Source organism: Terrimonas pollutisoli, from assembly GCF_029360765.1.
GTDB classification, from domain to species: domain Bacteria; phylum Bacteroidota; class Bacteroidia; order Chitinophagales; family Chitinophagaceae; genus Terrimonas_B; species Terrimonas_B pollutisoli.
In genome coordinates this window covers 40,558-62,108 of the sequence record NZ_JARKNA010000006.1, presented here as the reverse complement: position 1 = coordinate 62,108, position 21,551 = coordinate 40,558, and the positions used below count along the sequence as shown (strand labels likewise).

Sequence of the window (21,551 nt, the reverse complement as noted above, 5' to 3'; positions counted from 1 at the left end):
ACGTAGTTGTCAGTTCACATGATAAATTTTGCTTTTCACCGAAAATTAGTCGCTGCATAAAAATTTTCTTTCAACTTTGCGGCTTCACAAGTAAAAAATATATGGCAAAAGATCGTAAAGCAGCTGTGGGATTTATATTCATTACTCTTTTGATTGATGTAATGGGATGGGGTTTGATCATTCCCGTGATGCCTGATCTTATTGCCCAGTTAAAAAATATTTCCATCAATGAAGCCAGCCCATATGGGGCCTGGTTATTATCTGTGTATGCCATTACACAGTTTTTATTTGCGCCGGTAATCGGCAACTTAAGTGATAAATATGGCAGGCGACCTGTTTTATTATCGTCTTTATTAGGCTTTGGCATCGATTATCTTTTCCTGGCACTGGCACCTACTTATGGATGGTTGTTTGTCGGTCGCATTATTGCCGGCATCACAGGCGCCAGCTTTACTACGGCATCTGCTTATATCGCTGATGTAAGCACAGAAGAAACAAGAGCTAAAAATTTTGGAATGATCGGCGCTGCTTTCGGTTTAGGTTTTGTTATCGGTCCTGCATTGGGTGGGCTGCTTGCGGGCCTTGGTATCCGGGCTCCTTTTTATGCAGCCGCTGTTCTTTGCTTGTTAAATGCATTGTATGGCTATTTTGTGTTACCTGAATCATTAAGTAAGGAACACCGCCGCGAGTTTCATTGGAAGAGAGCCAACCCGCTTGGCTCTTTGCAGTTATTAAAAAGATATCCTGCTATTGGCGGATTAGCCCTCTCATTTTTCCTGCTCTATCTCGCTGCACAGTCTGTTCAGGGTAATTGGAGTTTTTTTACCATCTATCGTTTTCACTGGAGCGAAAAAATGGTCGGCATTTCATTAGCTGTAGTAGGTTTATTGGTAGGTGGCGTGCAGGGTGGACTTAACAGGGTCATCAATCCCAGGCTGGGCAATGAAAAAAGCATTTACCTGGGCCTGCTTTTGTATACGCTGGGACTTGTATTGTTTGCTTTTGCCACCGAAGGGTGGATGATGTTTGCATTCTTAGTGCCCTATTGCCTGGGCGGTATTGCAGGGCCTGCATTGCAATCCATACTGGCTGGTCACGTACCACCGAACGAACAGGGTGAGCTGCAGGGAACGTTGACAAGTTTAATGAGTCTTACTACTATTATCGGCCCTCCTATCATGAATAACATATTCAAATACTTCACTACTAAAAATGCACCGGTTCATTTTCCGGGGGCATTTTTCCTATTGGCCGCCGTATTTATGCTTGTCAGCGTGCTGATCGCATACTCTGTTTTGCAAAAAGAGAAAACTGAAATGACAGCGAAAGCAGCCTGATCCTCAAACGGACTTTTTTAGCAATTCCACATTTTTCTTTTCACTGCCGATAAAGATTTTGTCGCTAATGATAACCACGGGACGTTTAAGAAAGGTATACTCGTCGAGGATATAATTACGATAGTCTTTTTCAGTAAGCTGTTTGTCCTTCAACCCAAGTTCTTTGTACTTTAAAGCCCGCCGGCTGAAAAGGGCTTCATAACTACCAGCCATTTTTTTCATTTCTTCCAATTGCTTTGCCGTAATCTTTTGCGTTTTGATGTCCTGCATTTCAAAACCGCTTGCTGAATTAATGCCTGTTTCTTTCATGATACCTGCACAGGTGCTGCAGGTGCCGAGATAATAGATTTTTTTCATCCGGGTAAATCTTTAAAAAAATTTGGCAAATATGCGCTTTTGGCTCAAATAATGACTTGTTAAGGAGCCGATGTTTCGCAGCTTTTTAAACAAGGGCGAAGAATTATTGTTATTTTTGCATCTCAAATTGTGAGTTTTATGATTAAGACAGGCAGCCCCATTATCAGCATTTATACTGAAATGACCCCTAACCCGGAAACCATGAAGTTTGTAGCCAACAAACTTTTGTACCCGGGCAAAAGCATTGATTTTCCGGATATTGAAAGTGCAAAACCATCTCCGCTGGCAACAGAGCTGTTTGGCTTTCCTTTCGTTAAAGCGGTATTTATCGCCAGCAATTTCGTGACGCTGACTAAAACCAGCGATACGGAAGATTGGCAGGATGTGATTCCCTCTATCCGCCAGTTCCTGAAAGAATACCTGGAGGAAGGAAAACCCGTGGTGAATGAGGAAGAAGTGGCTGCAATGAAAACAGAAAGCACCAATGCGGTAACCGCCGATGATGATGATGTGGTTAAGCGTATCAAAGAATTATTAGATAATTATGTTCGCCCCGCTGTAGAAATGGATGGTGGTGCTATCCAATTCAAAAGTTACGAAGATGGTACGGTAAACCTGGCCATGCAGGGAAGTTGCAGTGGTTGCCCCTCTTCCATGATCACACTGAAAGCCGGTATTGAGGGTATGATGAAGAGAATGATACCAGAAGTAAAAGAAGTAGTGGCAGAGTCAGAATAAGTCTGAACGAAGATTATTAAGATAGAAAAGCGGCTTGTGCCGCTTTTTCATTTGTCATTTATCCCAAACATCTCACACATTACAGTTCAGACATCTTCCAATTTACATTTCTTTCCGCCAGGTAGTTGATCACAAAATCAAAACAGTCCCTGTGTTTACCAATCAACTCAGGAGGAAAGACACCTTTTTCTGTAAACAAATTCCTGGTGATAAGATTGACTGCGGCCGTGCAGGTATAGCCCGTTGTTCTTGCCATGGATGAAGTTTTGCTCGCCGGATCGTATTCATCAAAGAGGTTGTACTCAATTGTTTTTTCCATTCCATCTTTTTCTGCCTTTACAATCACTTTCATAATCGTGAATTCTTCCTCTTCGGGTCCCAGCTTCCATTCGTTGATCAGCAGCTTTGAGGTAAACTCAAGCGGGGAGATTGCTGTATTTTTTATAGAAATAGGAGTCGTATCAAAAAGGCCCGCCTGTTGCAGCGCCATGATCAGATCGATATGTCCCGGATAACGTAATGTTTTTTCTTTCATATCGGGAACATCTTTCATCGTGTAGATCAGGGAACGAAGCCCGTCAGTATTGAATGCTTCCAATTGGCCCACTTCTTCAAACCATATCAGTTCCCGTTCGCTGAGTGCAGGTTTAATAACAATATTGCCAGCTTCTACCAATCTTGCCGGCCGGGTATATTCTTCAATTACATCAATGGGAGAGAAAGGAGCTTTGTATTGGAAAGGTGGCTTTTTTTCTTTGGGCAATCCGCCCACGTAGCATTCAAAATGAGTGACCGTCATCTCTTCATTATACCTGCCGATAATAAAATTGCTCATACCGGGGGCTACACCGCAATCGGTAATAACTGTTACATTTTTCTTCTTCGCCAATTTATCCAGCTGCAAAACATCCTCGGGAAAGAATGAAATATCGACAACATTTTTTCCGGCATTGATTACAGCTTCCAATGTTTTATAACCCATAAATCCCGGAACAGCCGTGACGACCAAATCAAACGACTGTAGAAGATTCGGGTAAGTCTTATAGTCCGAAAGATCAGCGATGAAAGTTTTTATTTTATCATTCCTGCTTCTTAGCTGCGAAAGGTTTTCAGTACTAAAATCAAAGGAAGTCACCTCATAATCATTAACTAAATCCAGTGCGATGGCCCGGCCAACCATACCTGCTCCTAATACAGCAATCGTCATGGGAGAAAAGTTTTGTGGATCAAATTTAAACGAAGAAAAGCTATGAGCCGTGAGCTGTGAGCCACGAGCAAGGTTCTATTAGTTTCCGATGGTGTCTCGCAGCTCGTAGCTAAAAGCTCGCAGCTTCTTTCTTACCTCTCCTGCCTTGCAATATTTTGTAAAAGGAGCGGCTTCTGATTTCGTCAATGGTCAGACCGGTAGCAGTTGCCTCCCGTTCTGAAATCGCACCGCAATTCATGGCCTTTAAGAAAAAGTTCAGCAAACCCTGCCCGGTGGCGGCATCATCAAAAATATCACCGGTGAGGGTAGAGATGGCGGCTCGTTCCATAAATGTCTTTAACCGGAAAACTGCATCGTTATAACTGCTCAGGAAAAAATTATAGGTAGCTGCATAGCGCATGGGAAGTTGTGCGGGGTTCAGATCCCAACCCTGGTAAAAACCATTGATGAGTGAGTGCATGGTGTGACTATAACCGATTCGCCAGGCATTGTGCACCGAGTCAACATTTTCTTTGATCTTTTCTTTGGATAATTTTTCGCCCCGGTTCGGGGCAACGGGCATCACATTCGTTGCGCCATCTGATAAAAATATCCCGGTACCTGCCAGCGCCACTTTGGTCATGTGATGGGCAAAGTCGCAAACAGGATGTGCCATGGTTTGGTATTTGGCCGTAATACCACAGGAGGCTGTATAATCATAAGTGCCAAAATGTGCGGCGATACATCTTCCTTCACTGGCTTTGATGATTCTCATCAGCGGATTTCTTCCTTCCTCATCCATGATGATCTGGGTGGCTTCCACCATTGTTTCCATTTTCAGTGAACCGGGTGGCAAATGATTTTTTGTCTCGATGATCTCAAAAAGTTTTACCAATGTCATCACCTGTTCGGGAATCGTCACTTTGGGAAGCATGACGACGAAATTATCCGGTAGTTTCCCGTTTGTTTTTTCCAAAAGCGTTGCCAGGAAAATATCCAGCGTTCTTACACCCCGGTACTTCAGATCTTCGGTAAAAGGCTTTATCCGGATGCCAATAAATGGCGAGATTGTTTTCTTTTTCATGCCTGCTGCCAGTTCATTGGCGGCGGCTACCGCCGTGGCGTCCTCTTCTTCATCGGGCCGGTTGCCAAATCCATCTTCAAAGTCGATGCGAAAATCTTCAACCGCTTCTGTTTGTAACTTATGGATGATCTTTTTATAAACGGAATAGGGAAGCCAGGCGGGATGATTTTTTCTTTTCTTTTCACTCATCTTATCAAGGTCTTTCACCAGTCGTTCAATCTTCTTATCCGAAGACGGCAGGTTAATAAAACCCTCCAAATGCAACACATCGGCCAATACCACGAAGTTTGGCGCATAGGTTTGCAAACTTTTCAGGGCAATCTCACCCATTTTGATGCAGGTGTCCGATTTGAAAAGGTTGGCGCCTCCATAAACAGTGTGTACGGGCTGACGGTCAGGCTTATCGCCGGGATAGGTTTGCTGAAACCTGAGATTGGCAACTTTCAAACTGCCAAGGATGCTTTCTATGTCTGCTTCGTTGATGGAAAGATTCATGCCATTAATTTAAGGATTCAGCCGTGTTACTTATACTCGGGATATGACTTTTGTGTTAAATATTTTTGAACCACCGGGACACAAGGACACGGAGATACATAAAGTTTAGTTACTCCGTGCCACTTTGTGCCGTCGTGTCTTCGTGGTTCAATTATTCTGCGTATTAGATTTCAACCGACACTTTGTGCCTCTACCAAGACAAAGAACGCACGACGTCTATTATCTCTTGTGCTCCTAAGAACCTCTGTATGTACTGTACCCAAATGGATTTAATAATAATGGAATATGATAATGATCATCTGTAGTAATATCAAAGATGATCTCCACATAAGGATAGAGTGTTGCTACCTGGTTTTTGTCAAAATAATCCTTCGTTTCAAATCTTAGCTTATAAATTTCATGTTGTAACAAAATGGCTTTTTCCAAAAGACCGGTAACTCTTCCATCGGCGTTGGAAATGCCCCGGGCTATTTCATCCCATTCGTCATTTTGACCAATATAAAGGATAACAGTGATCCCCTGTGCAGGCCTGCCCTTACTGGTATCCAAGATATGTGTGGTAACCTGGCTCATTCAAGTAATTTTTCGATCCGAAGTATAGTGATCTTGTTTTGCTCATCCGCTGCTATTTCAATTTCTACTTCAGGACTATTTTGTAAGCGGGTTTGCAACATCCCCAGCATTTCATTTGCAGACTTTCCTGAAGCACACACGATAAAAATATAACCGAACTTTTCTTCATACTGCTGATTCGCCTCTTTTAATTGCTGCAGCGTTTCCGATGAAGCGGTTTTTATTGCTTCCTGTTCACCGGAAGCCCATGTGGCAGTGGAAGCAAATTTTTTTTCCAGTGATTCCATATCCCCGATCTTCGGATGTTGTGCAAAAGCTTCTTTCCAATCCTGCTCACAGCATTTGAACCACTGTTCTTCGGCGTCTTCCAACAGTTCTACCATATCATCTGCGGGGAAAAAAGGTAACATCCGGTCTACCCATGCCTGCGAGCCGCAGCATTTCATCAGCTCGTCGCGGAGTTGTTGTTTGGGTAGGCTATTTAATTCGTGTAAGGTCATAGCACAATCAATTTACTGAACGTTGAAGAGTGCGACGCAACCGAAGCTGATAGTAGTACTGCTGCTGGCTACATCACATTACACTTTCGCCGGAAACCGGTTCACATTCTTATAATAAATATACACGGCCGGTTCTTTACCCATGGCTGTAAACCACTGCTGGCAATAGGGAGCCATCCAGATCGAGTCTCCTTTTTTCACCGGGTACCATTGATGATCCAGCATATAAATACCCTGTCCACGGAGATACATCAAACCATGTTCCATAATATGCGTTTCTACCATTGGCAAATGACCGCCGGGATCATAAGTAAAAATGTTAACCGCCATGTCGAACGAAAGATTATCCGGCAATAATACCTGTAAGCGCAGAGCTTTATCACCCAAATAAGCCGGGGCGGATACATCGGCAGCGTTACCAAAAATGATTCCGGGCACATCATAGCCTTCCAGCTTTTCATACACTTTATGAAAACTTAATAGCTGCGTTCCCTCTTTTATATTTTCCAGTTTATACGCTTTGCCAATGGGTATGTAAATAAACTGACCGGCGCTCATCATTTTTATTTTTCCACTGACCGTTGCCTTTAACTTGCCGCTGATGATATAAAAAAACAATTGTGATTCTTTGGTAGCACCAATAAGCTTACAGTCCTTCCCCGCTGTTACCAGCGTTTGACAAAGATTGGCTCCCATTGCTTCATTTATGATCACATTTACCGTACAACCAGTCCAGCCCGGCACGGTGCTATTAATATATCCATCGGGTGCGATGATCGCATGATTTGGTTTAACGACGGTGCGGGTTAATGCAGATATTTCCATGCAAAAAAATAATGTTACAAGTTATTGCTCCTTATTAATTGTTGTATAAAGTTATCGGAAACTTCAATGGCTGCCGCTATATCTTCCGGCTCTACATTTTCAAGCGGGTTATGACTGATGCCTTTAAAACATTTGACAAATAGCATAGATACCGGCGCTACGGTAGAAATGGTTACGGCGTCATGACCGGCGCCACTTACCAATGTCACCAGCTCGTGGCCTGATTTATTAATTGACTGCGCTAACGTCCGACTCATCGATGTATCGCAGATCACCGGCTTGTTGTATTGGATCAGGTTCCACTCCAGAACACAGTTTCTTTTTTGACAAATTTCCTCTGCCAACTTTTGGATAGCAGCGTAAGAAGATACCAGCAGTTCTTCATTATCGCTGCGAAGATCAAGACTCGCTATCACTTCGCCAGGTATAACATTACTGGCCGGATGAATGATGTGAAGCTTGCCAACGGTAGCCACCAGGTTGGCATACTGCTTTGCAACACTTTCCACTGCCAGCACAAATTCGGCAGCACAGGCAAGCCCATCTTTTCGCATGGTCATTGGTACGGTACCTGCATGACCGTTTTCACCATTGAAAATGATACCGGCCCTGTACTGACCGGCGATACCAGCCACTACGGCAACAGGAATATTTTTTTCATACAAAACAGGCCCCTGTTCGATATGTATTTCGTAATAACCCAGCCATTGCTCTTTTGGAATAGCGTCGTTAGCCAGCTCATTGACATGCCCACCATTTGCTTCAATGACATCCGCTAATTGTTGTCCTGCTTCATCTTTTATTTGCAAAAGATGATTATCGAAACAACCGGCGACGGCTTTACTGCCCAGGTAGGTTGTATGAAATCGACAGCCTTCTTCATCACAAAAACCGATCAGTTCAATATGAAAGGGAAGTGTTGTTTTTGATTGAACAAGTTTTTCAAGAATATCAAGACCCGCTATTACACCGAGCGGACCATCGAATTTGCCGGCATTGATCACGGTATCTATGTGCGAGGCGATCACAAAAGTTTTGGCATTGGGGTCATTGGATAAAAGTTTGCCGCGGATATTACCGATACTATCTACTCTTGTTGATAACCCGGACTCCTTCATCCATTGTTCAACTTTATTTCTTGCTTCCAAAAAAGCAGGCGTGCCATAGGTGCGGGCAATAAAGCCTTCATCCTCGCTGATAGCAGCCAGTTCATCGATTCGCTGTAAAATTTTTTTTGCTCTTTGTGAATAATTCATGAGCCAAATTCTTTTTTTGGAGCACAAAGGACATGACGAAACACGAACGACACGACGTTGTGTTCCCTGCCTGCCGCAGGCAAGTTTGTGTTAATCTTTGTGGCCGTTGTGTTCCTTATCTTTTAATAGCATGCTCCCTTTACCAAAAACAAATTCGCCTTTATCAAAAACTTTTTCACCGGCTAACCAGGTTTGTTCTACCACTCCAAACAACTTCTCTCCAACATAAGGTGTGATCTTATGGCGATGATGGATCATTTCTTCTTTTACAATAAAACTTTTCCCGGGGTTCCAGGCAACCAGGTCGGCATCGTAACCTTTTTCAATTTTTCCTTTGCGTTGCTGCAGACCCGGTAGTACAGCTGGTTTTTCGCAAAGCCATTTTGCAAGATCAGTGATATTGCAGTCGTGTTTTCTAGCTGCTGTCCACAGGGACGGCAATGCAAACTGTATGGAAGAAATGCCACCCCATGCTTTCATAAAATCCCCGGTTGTTAATTCTTTCATGCCAGGCGGTGCCGGTGAATGATCGGTTGCTACAAAATCAATGATGCCTTCCTTCAATGCCTGCCATAGCTTTTTATTATTCTCTTTCTCTCTTATGGGCGGTGCACATTTGAAAGCTGTTTGTCCATCTTTAATTTCTTCGGCACTGAAGTATAAATAATGCTGGCCCGTTTCAACTGTTAACGGCAATCCCTGCCTACCGGCAGGCAGGCTCTTTTCTTTTGCTTTAACGATTTGCTCAATAGAATCGGCCGATGACAGGTGAACAATATGAGTGCGGCAGTTAAACTCTGCACACAGCCGGATCATTAATGCAATGGCGTCGTCTTCCCATTTTTTAGGTCGGGATGATAGATAGTTTTGATAAACCTCACCCCCAACCCCTCTCCAAAGGAGAGGGGAGCTTAGTTCGCAGTGAACTAATAATGGCAAACCATATTTTGCGATGATGGGCATTGCCTTTCTTAGCTCACCCTCAGTTACATTGGGAAATTCATCAATACCCGAATGAGTAAGAAATGCTTTAAATCCCAGAACGCCTTTTTCAATTAATGGTTCTATCTCCTTTTCATTGCCGGGAATGATGCCACCCCAAAAGCCACAATTGCAATGTAGCTTACCTGGTCTGACCGTTTCGGTCTGACCATTTCCGGTTGTAGCTTTTATCTTTTCATCAAATGCTTTTGCAGTAGTAGTTACTGGTGATGAATTCAACGGCATATCAACTACTGTTGTAATACCACCTGCAATCGCCGCCTTAGTGGCCGTATCAAAACCCTCCCAATCCGTTCTTCCCGGTTCATTGATATGGACATGCGGATCAATGATGCCGGGCATCAAAACTTTATCGCCGACATCAATAATATTTAGATCATTGGCTGGAAACTGATCCACTAGCTCTTCAATCTTTCCATTGTTGATAACAACAAATGCCCTTTTCATCCCGTCAGGGGTAATGACACGATTACTTACTATTGCGCATCGAAGCATATTGGAAAATTTATGGAACACTAAGTTCACGAAGGATACAACGTTGTGTCCTTTGTGCTCCTGCTTTCCTAAAAATAATCAAAACAATGTTTTACTTTAGGATGAGTTTCACGCAAAGCCGCAAAGGAACAAAAGACGCCATTCATATTACATTGCGCCTTCGTGAAAAAATTCAATGGCAACTATACTGCTCATATTATTTTCCCTTATCCTGGTGATGCTCATCATCATGACTTATCATATCCGTGTTGTATTAAAAAAAAATGAAGCACTGGAAAATGAACATGAGCAAACAAGTTGGATTCAGGGCTGGATCTATGCCGCCATCGTATTGACCATCGCCGCAATAATTACCAGTATCTATTTTATGGTAAAAGGAACTCCATGGGAAGCTCATTTGATGGAATGGCTGAACATTGTTGTGCGGGTAATGCATATCACTTTCGGTATCGCCTGGATCGGCGCCTCTTTTTATTTTGTGTTTTTAGAAAATGCATTGAACCGTACCGAAAACATCCGGGACGAACTAGCCGGTAATCTCTGGGCCGTACATGGCGGCGGGTTTTATTATTTGGAAAAATATAAGGTAGCGCCGAAGACTATTCCCAAACATTTGCACTGGTTCAAGTATGAAGCGTACTTCACCTGGCTCTCCGGTATCGGGCTGCTTTTCATCGTTTACTATTTCAATGCATCGGCCATGCTGATCGATCCGGCGGTAATGAAGTTGACTACCGTGGAAGGTATTGCTATCGGCATAGGTTCATTTATCGCGGCCTGGTGCATGTATGACCTGCTTTGCAAATCGCCGCTGCGCAAAAAGCCAATTTTGTTTGCCATTATCGGTACACTCGTATTAATTGCTTTTGCCTGGTTCTACAGCCAGGTTTTTAGCGGCCGGGCGGCTTTTATGCATTTTGGCGCCATGATCGGCAGCATCATGGTGGCGAATGTTTTTTTTGTGATCATCCCGGCACAAAAAGCCATGGTCAATGCTGCTAAAAGAGGTCAGCTGCCTGATGCACAAAAGGGAAAGAATGCGTTGTTCCGGTCTATTCACAACAATTACTTTACGCTGCCGGTCTTATTTGTGATGGTCAGCAATCATTTTCCCGGCACTTTCAGCCACGCCTATCAATGGATCGTGTTAGCAGCAATATCATTGGGAAGTGCCGGCATCAAGCATTGGCTCAATCTGCGGGAACAGGGTCAATTAAGTGTGTGGGTAATGCCTGCCTCCGTATTGATATTGCTGGCCGTTGTCTTTGCCACGGCACCAAAAGCTTCCACGACGAAATGCAGCGAGATCAGTTTTGCCACTGCGAATGCCATCATCCAGCAGCGTTGTGTGAGTTGTCATTCCTCCATGCCGACTGATGATGTATACAAAGTAGCACCCAACGGAGTTAAATATGATACCCCCCAGGAAATCGTCGCCAAAAAAGAATTAATCATCCAACGGGTGGTGCTTACCAAATCAATGCCTCAAAACAATAAAACCAATATGACACCGGAGGAGCGGGAAATGATCAGGTGTTGGATTGAGGGCGGAGCCAACCTGAAATGATTCGTCTGAGTAAATTAATTATCCGGTTCAACCTAATCTACGCATCGGATCATAATCTACGCAAAATGTGCGTCGAATAAGCTCATTATTCGACGCACAAGATTCCGACCTTACAACCTTTGTTTTCTAACTATTTGCACCTCTCCATTTAATCCGTCCTCTTGTTGCTAACTTTAATCAACAAACTCCTCTCATGAAATACGCCTCACTCCTCCTTTTTCTTCTTGGATTTTTTATCATTAGCAAAGCCCAACCCACCCAAAAGCCACCTTTGCATGGCAAAAACTGGATGGCCATAACCGGCAAACCTTTGGCTGCACAAGCCGGGGCGATGATTTTTCAACAAGGGGGAAATGCGGTGGATGCCGCCTGTGCTATGCTGGCGGCCACCTGCACCATGTGGGATGTGCTGAGCTGGGGTGGTGAAACCCAGGCCCTGATCTATAATCCCAAAACAAAAAAAGTCATTGCGATAAATGCCCTGGGTTTTGCGCCTTCGGGAGCTACGGCTGAATTTTTTAAGGGCAAGGGATACTATTTCCCGCCTGAGTACGGTCCGCTGGCAGCTGTCACTCCCGGCACACCCGGTGGTCTTTGTTATATGCTGGCCGAATATGGAACCATGAGCCTGCAACAGGTACTGGCACCCGCCATGCAACTGGCAACCGGCTACCCCATCGATGCACAGACAGCCAATAGCATTGAAAGAGGAAAAGAAAGGATCAAAGAATGGCCGTATAGCAAAAAGGTATTGCTGACGCATCTTGGTGAAAAAAGAGAAGCGCCGGAAGCAGGGGAGATCTTTGTGCAAAAAGAGCTGCTACAGACACTCACTAAAATGGTGGAAGCCGAGCAACAGGCACTGAAACAAAAGAAAAGCCGCAAGCAAGCTATTATGGCGGCCTATGATCGGTTTTACAAAGGCGATATAGCCAAAGAACTGGTAAGGGGTTGTCGGGAACAGGGCGGATTGTTCACGATGGAAGACTTGGCCAAATGGAAGCCTATTGAAGAGGAGCCCATGAAAGTAAATTATCGCGGCATTGAGGTATACAAACTGCAGCAGTGGACACAGGGTCCTTCGATGTTACAGGCACTGAACATCCTGGAAAACTTTGATCTCAAAAAAATGGGTTACAACAGCACCCAGTATATCCATACCATTTACCAGGCGATGAACCTGGCATTTGCTGACCGTGATTTTTATTATGGCGATCCCTATTTTCCACCGGCAGAACCGATACAAGGGTTATTGAGTAAAGACTATGCGAAACAAAGGGCAGGCCTTATCAACCCGGAAAAGAATGACGCTGCTACCGGCCCCGGAGATCCCTATCCGTTTGAAGGAAAGAGCAATCCTTACCTCGACCTGCTAAAGAAAAGAGGTTTTGATATGACGCCACCCACTCGCAAAAATTTTATGCCGGCCCATGATACAACTGATCATGCTGCTATAAATATTACCGAAGAATATATGGATCGCCTCTGGCGGGGTACTACCAGCGTGGAAGCAGCCGATAAAGAGGGTTGGGTAGTATCAATTACGCCAAGCGGTGGATGGTTACCCGCCTGTATCGCTGGCAATACCGGTGTAGGTCTAAGTCAACGGATGCAAAGTTTTGTTTTAGATGCAGAGCTAAACCCATTCAATGTCGTGGAGCCAGGCAAAAGGCCGAGGGTAACCCTGACACCTTCGATGGCACTGAAGGATGGCAAACCCTTCTTATCCTTTGCCGTGCAGGGTGGTGACACACAGGATCAAAATCTCCTGCAGTTTTTCCTGAACATGGTTGAGTTTGGGATGACGGTACAGCAATCCGTTGAAGCAGCTAATATCAACAGCAACCAGCTTTGGCTATCCCTGGGCGGTACCAAAACCGAAGACCGCAAGCCCCAGCCCGGCAGCATACTGATCAATAATAACACAGCTGAAAAAGTGCGGGAAGAATTAAAGAAGATGGGTTATACACTCAGCTTTGGAAACCGCACCAGTGGGCCGATCAATGCCATTTACTTCGACTGGAAACACGGAACGCTTTGGGGTGGTTCCAGTAATCATGGAGAAGATTATGGGATAGGATGGTAAAAATATTAAGGCTATAGCCTTAAATCAGTATTATTTTTTTAAGGTTATAGCCTTATATTTGTAATAAAATTTTAAGGTTATAGCCTTATGAAAAGCGAAAAAAAACATAAACTCTTAATTGAGCAGCTTGATAAAAAAATTCAAGTTTTAAAACATGTTGGGGACATAGCAAAGCCTCCATCTGGGTGGATATATGCTATCAGAACCGCCTTAAAAATGTCGTTACGCCAAATGGGCAACCGGCTATCGATTACGCCTCAAAGTATGAGGGAAATCGAGCAGCGGGAGAAAGATGGGTCGATTACATTAAAAAATTTACGGGAAGCAGGTAAAGCGTTGAACATGCAACTGGTCTACGGTTTTATTCCTGAAGAAGGATCGCTGGAACAAATGATTGAAAAGAAGGCTCGCATCATAGCAAAAGAAATAGTGATGCGGACCTCGCAAAGCATGATGCTGGAAGACCAGGAAAACTCTAAACAGAGGATCGAAAAAGCCATCAAAGAAAGAGCTGAAGAAATCAAAAATGAAATGCCTGGCTATCTATGGGATTAGACCTGGATTATACAAACGGACAAACTCCTTTGGATGACGATGAAAAAGAAGGCCTGCTTATTAAAAACATCACCACACGGGGTGAATTAGATGAGTTTGAGCAACAGAATATTGAGAAGGCAATGCTATGGCTCAGGACAAAAAAATTCAGACAAGAAGAAATTCTTTCAGAAAAATTCGTGCGGGAATTGCATCGCCGTATGTATGCAAGCGTATGGAAATGGGCAGGAGAGTTTCGCAAAACGGATAAGAATATTGGCATTGATAAACACCAGATTGCTGTCGCGGTAAAACAATTGCTTGATGATGGCCTGTATTGGATACATCACCATAGTTTCACACCGGAGGAAATAGCCATTCGTTCGAAGCATCGTATTGTTCAGATACATTGTTTTGCCAATGGCAATGGCCGGCATTCACGTTTGCTGGCAGATACAATGATGGAAAAAATTTTTCACCTGCCTCCTTTTACATGGGGCGCTGCCAATCTTGTAAAACAGGGTGATCCACGCAATACTTATTTAAAAGCATTGAAAAAGGCTGATAATGGAGATTATAAGGAGTTGGTGGCTTTTGCAAAATCCTGATTGGAATAAAACCTGGTCATTTTCATTCCCGATAATTCGGGAGCAAAAAGTAAAACTAAGCACCCTTATTGTTCGTCTGGCACTCATCAATTTGCAATTAAGTAGATTTTCTACTACACAAACATTACAGGGAATTCTATTTTTTAGGTTCACCAGCCGACTCATCTTTGCCCTGCAATCAAAACAAATACCCGGTGCGAACCCGGTTTTCATATTCTTGATTAAGGTTTAAAGGTTGATGATAACAACGGGGCTGTATAGGCCCCGTTCGTTATTATAATGACTGTCACACTTCCTATAACCCGGTGGGGACCTGGTTTGATGCAATCAATCCGGTAGTCGTCTTACCATGATGTTTTTGAAATACACTTTGCTGTTAGGATCGTGGCCCTGCAGGGCAAAAGTGCCACTGGATAATATCCTCTCTTCGCTTCCCTTCTCTCTTTTTACACCGGCCGGTTCCGTATAATCCACCACCGTTTTATCATTGAGCTTCACGATCACTCTTTTACCCTCCACTTTGATGTATTCGGTGTACCACTCATTGTCTTTCATCCATACTTCCCTTACGTCCTGGATACCATAGAGGCTGCCGCTACGGCGCCAATCACTTTGTGAATTATTTACCTGCACTTCATAGCCTTTCTTTGGCCAGCCTTCTTCCTGGTAGGCTGTATGAAAATAGATGCCGGAATTGGAACCCGGCGTGGTCATCACGTCGGCTTTGAATTCAAAATTTTTAAAGTTGGCATTGCCGGCATCACCCACATAAAATAAGTGGGCTACATCGCCGTGGGCTATAATGGCGCCGTTCCCGACGGAAAAAGTAGCCGCATTGCTACCCACTTTCCAGTTGCTAAGACTTTTGCCATCGAAGAGCTGGATCCATTCATCAGCAGTGGGATGGCCCGGCGCTGTAAAGGATAAGAAAACGAGGCCTATGACTGCGGCGTATATCCTGTTTCGCATGATCCAATGATTTAGGTAATGAAGCTACAGTATTTTGCCACAATAGTCGCCGGTTGTCAACATCAGCTTTTTTCATTTATCTGGCATAATAATAGAAGATTACTCAACTGACCCGGCCGGCTTTGCCGCGGGTGCAAATCCTATTCATTCACCGGGCTTTTTGCTCCACCAAATTTACCAGTATGCTTTTTCCTATCGGCGATGACAACACGGATCGACACAGAACTCCCTATATCACCTGGCTGTTAATTGCACTCAACGTATTTGTGTTTGTGTACTGGCAGGGTCTGGGCAGCAATATCGGCTTCACCTTTGCTTATTCAACCGTGCCGGCAGAAATCCTGAGGGGTGAGGATATTGTGACCGGTGCCAAAATTATCGAGGACCCGATCACCGGTGAGCCTATCAGCATGCCTGGCCTGCGGCCTACACCGATCCCGGTTTATTTAACCCTGCTCACATCTATGTTTATGCATGGTGGCATTGCCCATATTGCCGGCAATATGCTTTTCCTGTGGATTTTTGGCGACAACCTGGAAAATGTGATGGGGCATAAAAAATATCTATTCTTTTATCTTCTCTGTGGTGTGCTGGCCGGCCTGGCGCATGTGTTTAGCTCCGCCTGGCTTAACCAAAGCATTTTGGTTCCCAGCCTTGGCGCTTCCGGTGCTATTTCGGGGGTATTGGCTGGCTATATGTTATCGTTTCCCCGTCGCCAGGTGCATGTATGGTTTTTGTTCAGCATCCTGTCGCTACCCGCTTTTGTAGTAGTGGGTCTTTGGTTTGTTTTCCAGCTGATCAATGGTATGGGCATGCTGGGTGGTGAGGAAGCGGCTGGTGGTGTAGCTTATGCAGCGCATATCGGTGGATTTATTGCAGGACTGTTGCTGGTTAAATTTTTTGCCGGGAAACCGCAGCCGGTTTCGCCTAAAAGAAGATCGGTTTGGTGAGTCGACTGGTTTTGAATTCCCGCTGGCGCAGTGTTATCCTGGTTAAGAATTTTTTGAACCACGGGGGCACGGAGGCACGGAGACACAAAGATTATCTGCTTTGAGGCTCTTTGCGCCGCTGCCCCTTTGCGTTCTTTGCGTGAAACCTACGCCGAACTGCTTTCATGGTCTGATGTTTCCCACAAAGACACGAGGGAACAGGGAGCAACTCTTCCGTGTATCTCTTTACCCGTTTGTTTCCCGCCGCATTTTCACTAACAAACCCTTTACTGCCCTTGTACCTGTTTGCCTTGTGCTTCATTTTCCGGTGGAAGAGAAGGCCTTAAAGCCGCGAACAATCTCTTTTTACCCAGCCACTGTAAAACTGATGCTTTGAATTTCGGCCACTGCGCATCCATTTTCTTAGTCACCCATTTGGAAATGATTTCAAAAACAATAAAACCAATCACCAGGGACACGATCCATTCCAAGTTGCTATAGGTTTTTTTATCCAGCATGGTTTTATGCGAAGTAAGTCCCCATAAATTTTTGATGCTGCGGGTTGCAAAATAATGCGACACCAGCCGGGTAGAAGCCATACCGATGGCAAAGCCTAAAAAGTTGCCGAGAAAATTGTTGTAGAGGTATTGTACAAACTTTTGCAAAAGGGTTTTCATAAACGGATTTTAAGTAACTGAATAGCGTGACTACTGTTTAATAGTTATTTGCCAGATCCTTTCAGGGTTTAAGATACCACATTAGCAAGATAGGGTGCAATAGTAAAAACACATAGGGTGTATTGCAAATGCTGGCTTATTGGTATGCTTTGCGTCTTAGATTCTTCGCGGTTAAAATTGTTGAACCACAAAGTCACGGAGACACAAAGACACAGTGATACACGAAGATTAATTGCTTCGTGCCCCGGTGCCTTTGTGCCCCGGTGGTTCAATTATTCCTGGCGCTGGATTTTGCCACAGATACTTTGCATTACTTCGTGTCCCTTCACCGTTAAGCTTTTTGTACTACAGTGTTCACAGCGTTAATCAAAGTTTACATACTTCCCTCGGGGATCTTTCCCAGCCTTAGTGCTTCCACCTGTGCCGGGCTGAAAGGAGCATCGAATAATTCGGGTGAAACATGACAGCAACGAAACAGCTCGCCGATAAAATGCATCCGCTCCGGCAGGCTGGCCCAATCCTCGGCACCACTTTCCAGCAGGCTACCGGGGGTGGGATCGGTTTGTTGCAACAGTGCCAGCAGGTCTGTATTACAAAGTTGTTTTAGTATGTCGGGATAAGAAAGCGAAAGGTCATGTCCCAGTCTTAACCGCCTGTCCGGTGGAATGGTCAGTGTCATCAGGTGCAGGGTCAATGCACGGCGGAGATGGAATTGCACCCGCTGCAGCAATGATTCGACGGCCTTGTCGAGCAGACCGGTTTGTCCTACCAGCTGTTTCATCCACCCCATGAAACGGGAGCGGAAGCTGATGCCGGCCCGCAACTCTTCCAGCAATTGGGTTTTTAGTTCCTGCGCATCAAAGCTGGCATTGAGAGCTTCGGCAATTTCCGGTTGCAGGCGGGTTTGTTCATGAAAACCGATTTGCAGGTTGGCCAGCAGGTTGAGTTCTGTTTTTTGCTGCGGGTCGGTTTCAAACAGGGCAAGATAATAGCCCCGGAAAGCCTGGCGCAAATAATCCTGTCCTCCGGGTGCTGGTCCCGGCAATAGCGATTCGCAAAAGCGATCGATATACTCCGGATCATAACTGGTATCATTAAAACATTCACTCATAAAGCGGGCAAATTCCCGGGCTATTTCTTCAAATACTTTTTTATTGCCGCGGCTCACGGCCTCGCCGGCCTGGTTGGCAGCCGAGGATAACATGATTCCAAAAGCCGATTGACGAAGCTGGTCCAGCCGCTGTTTGGCACCGGCTTGTTTTGCCAGTTCCGCCACCAGTGAAAGAGCGACTTCAATCTCCGGTTCTTTTTGCAGCAGTGCTGCCAGTGATTGTTGCAAATCTTGTTTACGGATGGTTTGCCCTGCCTGTTTGGATGCCCAGGTTGCGAAACTGCACCAGTTGGCCATTGATCCCATCTGCTTTGCAAACGCTACCGATAATTCAGAATAGCATTGGGTAATTTGCAGGTTGCGCAATACCGGCTCCGGCGTTGCTGCAATGCGATCTATGGCTGTTGTTTTAACGGTGATGGGAAAAGACATGAGGGATAAGGCAATTGGTCAATGTCTAAGTTAGCTATAATGTTAGGAACAGTGGTGATGATAAAACAAAAATGAATTAGTACCCATTTATAAAACATCTGCCAACACTTGAGCAGATCAAATCACCAAGGAAGCTTTGTTTGATTAACTAAAAGTAAAAACTCTTCAATACTGTTTTCTTCTGTTATGAGATCGGTTGTTTCTTCCACTGTTTCGAACTCATGCCAATCAACATCAATTTCAGGATCGTACCCAAACTCCTTAAAATGCAGATTCGGAATTTTCCATTCACTGCAATAAAACCATTTCCCATCAATTAAATTCTCTCTGATCGCTTTTTCAATTTCTTGAAGGCTTCTTGAATTAGGATTTGAAAAAATGATTTCATTGAGGTTTTTGTAATTGGCTCCATCGCGGTAGAGATAACTAAATTTTATATTCATAGTTCAAGTTACGATATGACCCTTAAAGTCCGTTGACTTAAAGGCCACAATAGCTGACCTTCCTGGCATGGATATTAAACAAAAGGTTGGTCAACGAATAAAAGAACTCCGCAAACAACTCGAACTCTCCCAAGAGGGCTTAGCCTACAAAGCCGAAGTAGATAGAACATATGTTACAGACGTTGAAAATGGTCGCCGGAATGTTTCGCTAGAAATTCTAGAACGGCTGATTAAGGCACTTAATGTTTCATTCACTGAATTCTTCAATTCAAAAGAATTTAAAAAATGAAACAAGCATATTACCGCAGCTCTATAGAGGCATTTTTACAAACAAATGATGAAGAAATAATTGGAAGGCTAAATTTGGCAGGAACCACCTTTGCAAGCCAATGGACAATAACAACAAATTCGTGGCATAGCAGTATCCAAATATTTAAAAAATCATTCCATGAAATTATTCAGCAAACACCAGCTTCCTCGAAATGGCATATTTTTTTTGAATATGAAATACCTCGCCTCTCAAGCAGAATAGATGTTGTTATTATTGCTGACGATCTGATTTTTGTTATAGAGTTTAAACTTGATAGAGAAAATTATGAAATAGCTGATGTCCGTCAAGTCGAGGACTATGCTCTTGACTTAACTGATTTTCATTTAAAAAGTAGAGGAAAAATTATAATTCCGATTCTGCTAGCTCCATTAGCAAGCCCCGTTTTTGTCAATTTGCTATCTACAAAAAAAGTTTTTCCTACTCTTAAAGCCAATTCTGAAACTCTTTCTCAAATAATTAATGACACATATAAAAGCCTCCACAATGATTTAGAAGAAAGAATTAATCCCCTTGAATGGGAACAAAGCGAGTATGAACCCACACCAACAATTGTTCAAGCGGCAAAAGCTTTGTTCGCAGGTCAACAAGTTGAAAATATAACTAGGAAAGGAGCAGAAAATCTTACTGTTACAAGTAATTCTGTTATAAATATCATTAATAAAGCAAGAGAAAGAAATAAGAAGGTAGTTTGTTTTGTAACAGGAGTACCTGGTGCAGGAAAAACTCTGGTTGGATTAAAGGTTGTGCATGAAAAAGAGCTCCAAGGTGAAGAATTTAATTCAGCTTATTTTTCTGGGAATGGCCCGCTCATAAATGTTTTAAAAGAGGCATTGAGCAGAGATAATTTTCAAAGAGAGGATTTTTTGTTCAAATCAAAAAAAATTACAAAAAGGCCAACAAAGAAGGATTCCTATTCGAAAATAAAATCAAAAATTCAAAACTTACATCAATTTATTAAAGATGGAATAAGGATGGATCGACAATTGACTGAAAAAGTAGTTGTTTTTGATGAAGCCCAACGTTGTTGGAATGCAAAACATTTCAGTAATAAAGCGAAGCAAAACAAGAATAGAGAAAATAAACCATTTCACATTGAAGAAAAATCAGAAGCAGAATTGTTATTTGAATTTATGAATAGGCATGACGGTTGGTCGGCCATTATTGCTTTAGTAGGAGGCGGGCAAGAAATTAATACGGGAGAAGGAGGAATAAGTGAATGGGGAAAGGCCATTAAAGAAAAATACTCTAATTGGGAGGTATATATTTCACCAGAATTGCTTTCAGGAGATTCCTCTACATCCGATCAAAAGTTGTTTGAAACCATTCCTGATAATGTAACTATTAAGACGAATAAAGATTTACATTTAAACGTAAGTCAACGTTCTTTTAGAGCAACCCATTTAAATTCATGGGTAAATGCTGTTATTAATAACAATGAAACAGAAGCTTTCAAAATAAGTTCAACAATTAAAAATGTATATCCTCTCTTTATTACAAGAAATATAAATACTGCAAAAAAATGGTTAAGAGAACAAGAAAAGGGCACTAAGAGGTTTGGCTTAATTGCAAGTTCAGGAGCTCTTAGACTTAAACCATATGGCATCAATGTAAAAGAAGAAGTGGATGAAGCAATGTGGTTCCTAAATGATGAAACAGATATTAGATCATCCTACTATTTAGAAATTGTTGCGACAGAATATAAAATCCAAGGGCTTGAACTTGATTGGACATGTGTTTGTTGGGATGCAGATTTGAGACGAACTAAAAACGAATGGGATTTTAAGAATTTTTCTGGGACTGAATGGAATCAGACAAAAAATATAGCCGAACAGCAATTCCTTTTAAATACTTATCGAGTATTATTAACAAGAGCAAGAGAGGGCATTATAATCTTTTTACCTTCTGGGGATGAAAAAGATGGAACTAGATTACCAGAATTTTATGACCCAATTTTTGAATATTTAAAATCTTGTGGAATGGAAGAAATCTAAATTTAGCGAGATCAGGAAATTTTGC

At 43.3% G+C, this 21,551-nt stretch carries 21 protein-coding genes; 9 read left to right on the top strand and 12 right to left on the bottom strand.

Features of this window, described 5'->3' with window-relative positions; all coding sequences use genetic code 11:
* Positions 1–101 precede the first annotated feature (101 nt).
* Positions 102–1,337, top strand: coding sequence for a TCR/Tet family MFS transporter (locus P2W73_RS12715; RefSeq protein WP_276502424.1), 1,236 nt, complete (start codon positions 102–104; stop codon positions 1,335–1,337).
* Positions 1,338–1,340: 3 nt separating this feature from the next.
* Here P2W73_RS12715 and P2W73_RS12710 read toward each other — a convergent pair whose 3' ends face one another.
* Positions 1,341–1,694: an arsenate reductase family protein gene (locus P2W73_RS12710; RefSeq protein ID WP_276502423.1), complete on the bottom strand. Its 354-nt coding sequence runs from the start codon at positions 1,692–1,694 to the stop codon at positions 1,341–1,343.
* Between the two features lie 138 nt (positions 1,695–1,832).
* Between P2W73_RS12710 and P2W73_RS12705 the strand changes: the two genes are divergently transcribed.
* The gene (locus P2W73_RS12705) at positions 1,833–2,432 is read left to right on the top strand and encodes a NifU family protein (RefSeq protein ID WP_276502422.1); all 600 of its coding nucleotides are present in this window, start codon (positions 1,833–1,835) and stop codon (positions 2,430–2,432) included.
* 79 nt (positions 2,433–2,511) lie between these two features.
* Here P2W73_RS12705 and P2W73_RS12700 read toward each other — a convergent pair whose 3' ends face one another.
* From P2W73_RS12700 to allB, 7 genes are all read right to left on the bottom strand, one after another.
* A complete protein-coding gene (locus P2W73_RS12700) occupies positions 2,512–3,639 on the bottom strand; it encodes a saccharopine dehydrogenase family protein (RefSeq protein ID WP_276502421.1) in 1,128 nt (375 codons plus the stop codon).
* 109 nt (positions 3,640–3,748) lie between these two features.
* Positions 3,749–5,197: a DUF6986 family protein gene (locus tag P2W73_RS12695; protein WP_276502420.1), complete on the bottom strand. Its 1,449-nt coding sequence runs from the start codon at positions 5,195–5,197 to the stop codon at positions 3,749–3,751.
* Positions 5,198–5,431: 234 nt separating this feature from the next.
* Positions 5,432–5,770 carry a hydroxyisourate hydrolase gene (gene uraH / locus P2W73_RS12690; RefSeq protein ID WP_276502419.1) on the bottom strand — a complete coding sequence of 113 codons (339 nt, stop codon included), beginning with the start codon at positions 5,768–5,770 and terminating at the stop codon, positions 5,432–5,434.
* Complete coding sequence (gene uraD / locus P2W73_RS12685) at positions 5,767–6,270, bottom strand: 2-oxo-4-hydroxy-4-carboxy-5-ureidoimidazoline decarboxylase (RefSeq protein ID WP_276502418.1); 504 nt, start codon at positions 6,268–6,270, stop codon at positions 5,767–5,769. Before uraD ends, uraH begins: the two co-directional genes overlap by 4 nt.
* A gap of 78 nt (positions 6,271–6,348) precedes the next feature.
* Positions 6,349–7,095, bottom strand: a complete 747-nt coding sequence (gene allE, locus P2W73_RS12680; protein ID WP_276502417.1) for a (S)-ureidoglycine aminohydrolase — start codon at positions 7,093–7,095, stop codon at positions 6,349–6,351.
* A 14-nt stretch (positions 7,096–7,109) separates the two neighbouring features.
* Positions 7,110–8,351 (bottom strand): M20 family metallo-hydrolase, encoded by a 1,242-nt coding sequence (locus P2W73_RS12675; protein ID WP_276502416.1) that lies wholly within the window; start codon positions 8,349–8,351, stop codon positions 7,110–7,112.
* A 90-nt stretch (positions 8,352–8,441) separates the two neighbouring features.
* Positions 8,442–9,848, bottom strand: coding sequence for an allantoinase AllB (gene allB / locus P2W73_RS12670; protein ID WP_276502415.1), 1,407 nt, complete (start codon positions 9,846–9,848; stop codon positions 8,442–8,444).
* Positions 9,849–10,023: 175 nt separating this feature from the next.
* Here allB and P2W73_RS12665 point away from each other — a divergent pair, with 175 nt between their 5' ends.
* From P2W73_RS12665 to P2W73_RS12650, 4 genes are all read left to right on the top strand, one after another.
* Positions 10,024–11,415, top strand: coding sequence for a urate hydroxylase PuuD (locus tag P2W73_RS12665; RefSeq protein ID WP_276502414.1), 1,392 nt, complete (start codon positions 10,024–10,026; stop codon positions 11,413–11,415).
* A gap of 193 nt (positions 11,416–11,608) precedes the next feature.
* Positions 11,609–13,501, top strand: coding sequence for a gamma-glutamyltransferase family protein (locus tag P2W73_RS12660; RefSeq protein ID WP_276502413.1), 1,893 nt, complete (start codon positions 11,609–11,611; stop codon positions 13,499–13,501).
* 87 nt (positions 13,502–13,588) lie between these two features.
* Entirely contained in the window at positions 13,589–14,056 is a 468-nt protein-coding gene (locus P2W73_RS12655; protein ID WP_276502412.1) for a mobile mystery protein A, read from the top strand.
* The gene (locus P2W73_RS12650) at positions 14,047–14,643 is read left to right on the top strand and encodes a mobile mystery protein B (RefSeq protein WP_276502411.1); all 597 of its coding nucleotides are present in this window, start codon (positions 14,047–14,049) and stop codon (positions 14,641–14,643) included. The genes P2W73_RS12655 and P2W73_RS12650 overlap by 10 nt, the downstream gene beginning before the upstream one ends.
* A 327-nt stretch (positions 14,644–14,970) precedes the next feature.
* Here P2W73_RS12650 and P2W73_RS12645 read toward each other — a convergent pair whose 3' ends face one another.
* Positions 14,971–15,612 (bottom strand): 3-keto-disaccharide hydrolase, encoded by a 642-nt coding sequence (locus P2W73_RS12645; RefSeq protein ID WP_276502410.1) that lies wholly within the window; start codon positions 15,610–15,612, stop codon positions 14,971–14,973.
* 182 nt (positions 15,613–15,794) lie between these two features.
* Between P2W73_RS12645 and P2W73_RS12640 the strand changes: the two genes are divergently transcribed.
* A complete protein-coding gene (locus P2W73_RS12640; protein WP_276502409.1) occupies positions 15,795–16,562 on the top strand; it encodes a rhomboid family intramembrane serine protease in 768 nt (255 codons plus the stop codon).
* Positions 16,563–16,828: 266 nt separating this feature from the next.
* Here the strand turns inward: P2W73_RS12640 and P2W73_RS12635 are convergent, their stop codons facing one another.
* From P2W73_RS12635 to P2W73_RS12625, 3 genes are all read right to left on the bottom strand, one after another.
* On the bottom strand, positions 16,829–17,218 hold the full coding sequence (locus P2W73_RS12635; protein WP_276502408.1) for a hypothetical protein: 390 nt from the start codon (positions 17,216–17,218) through the stop codon (positions 16,829–16,831).
* Positions 17,219–17,591: 373 nt separating this feature from the next.
* Positions 17,592–18,761, bottom strand: a complete 1,170-nt coding sequence (locus tag P2W73_RS12630) for a hypothetical protein (RefSeq protein WP_276502407.1) — start codon at positions 18,759–18,761, stop codon at positions 17,592–17,594.
* Positions 18,762–18,883: 122 nt separating this feature from the next.
* On the bottom strand, positions 18,884–19,204 hold the full coding sequence (locus P2W73_RS12625; protein ID WP_276502406.1) for a hypothetical protein: 321 nt from the start codon (positions 19,202–19,204) through the stop codon (positions 18,884–18,886).
* A gap of 67 nt (positions 19,205–19,271) precedes the next feature.
* Between P2W73_RS12625 and P2W73_RS12620 the strand changes: the two genes are divergently transcribed.
* Both P2W73_RS12620 and P2W73_RS12615 read left to right on the top strand, forming a co-directional pair.
* Positions 19,272–19,493, top strand: coding sequence for a helix-turn-helix domain-containing protein (locus tag P2W73_RS12620; RefSeq protein WP_276502405.1), 222 nt, complete (start codon positions 19,272–19,274; stop codon positions 19,491–19,493).
* Positions 19,490–21,526, top strand: coding sequence for a DUF2075 domain-containing protein (locus tag P2W73_RS12615; RefSeq protein ID WP_276502404.1), 2,037 nt, complete (start codon positions 19,490–19,492; stop codon positions 21,524–21,526). Before P2W73_RS12620 ends, P2W73_RS12615 begins: the two co-directional genes overlap by 4 nt.
* The last annotated feature ends 25 nt before the right edge of the window (positions 21,527–21,551 follow it).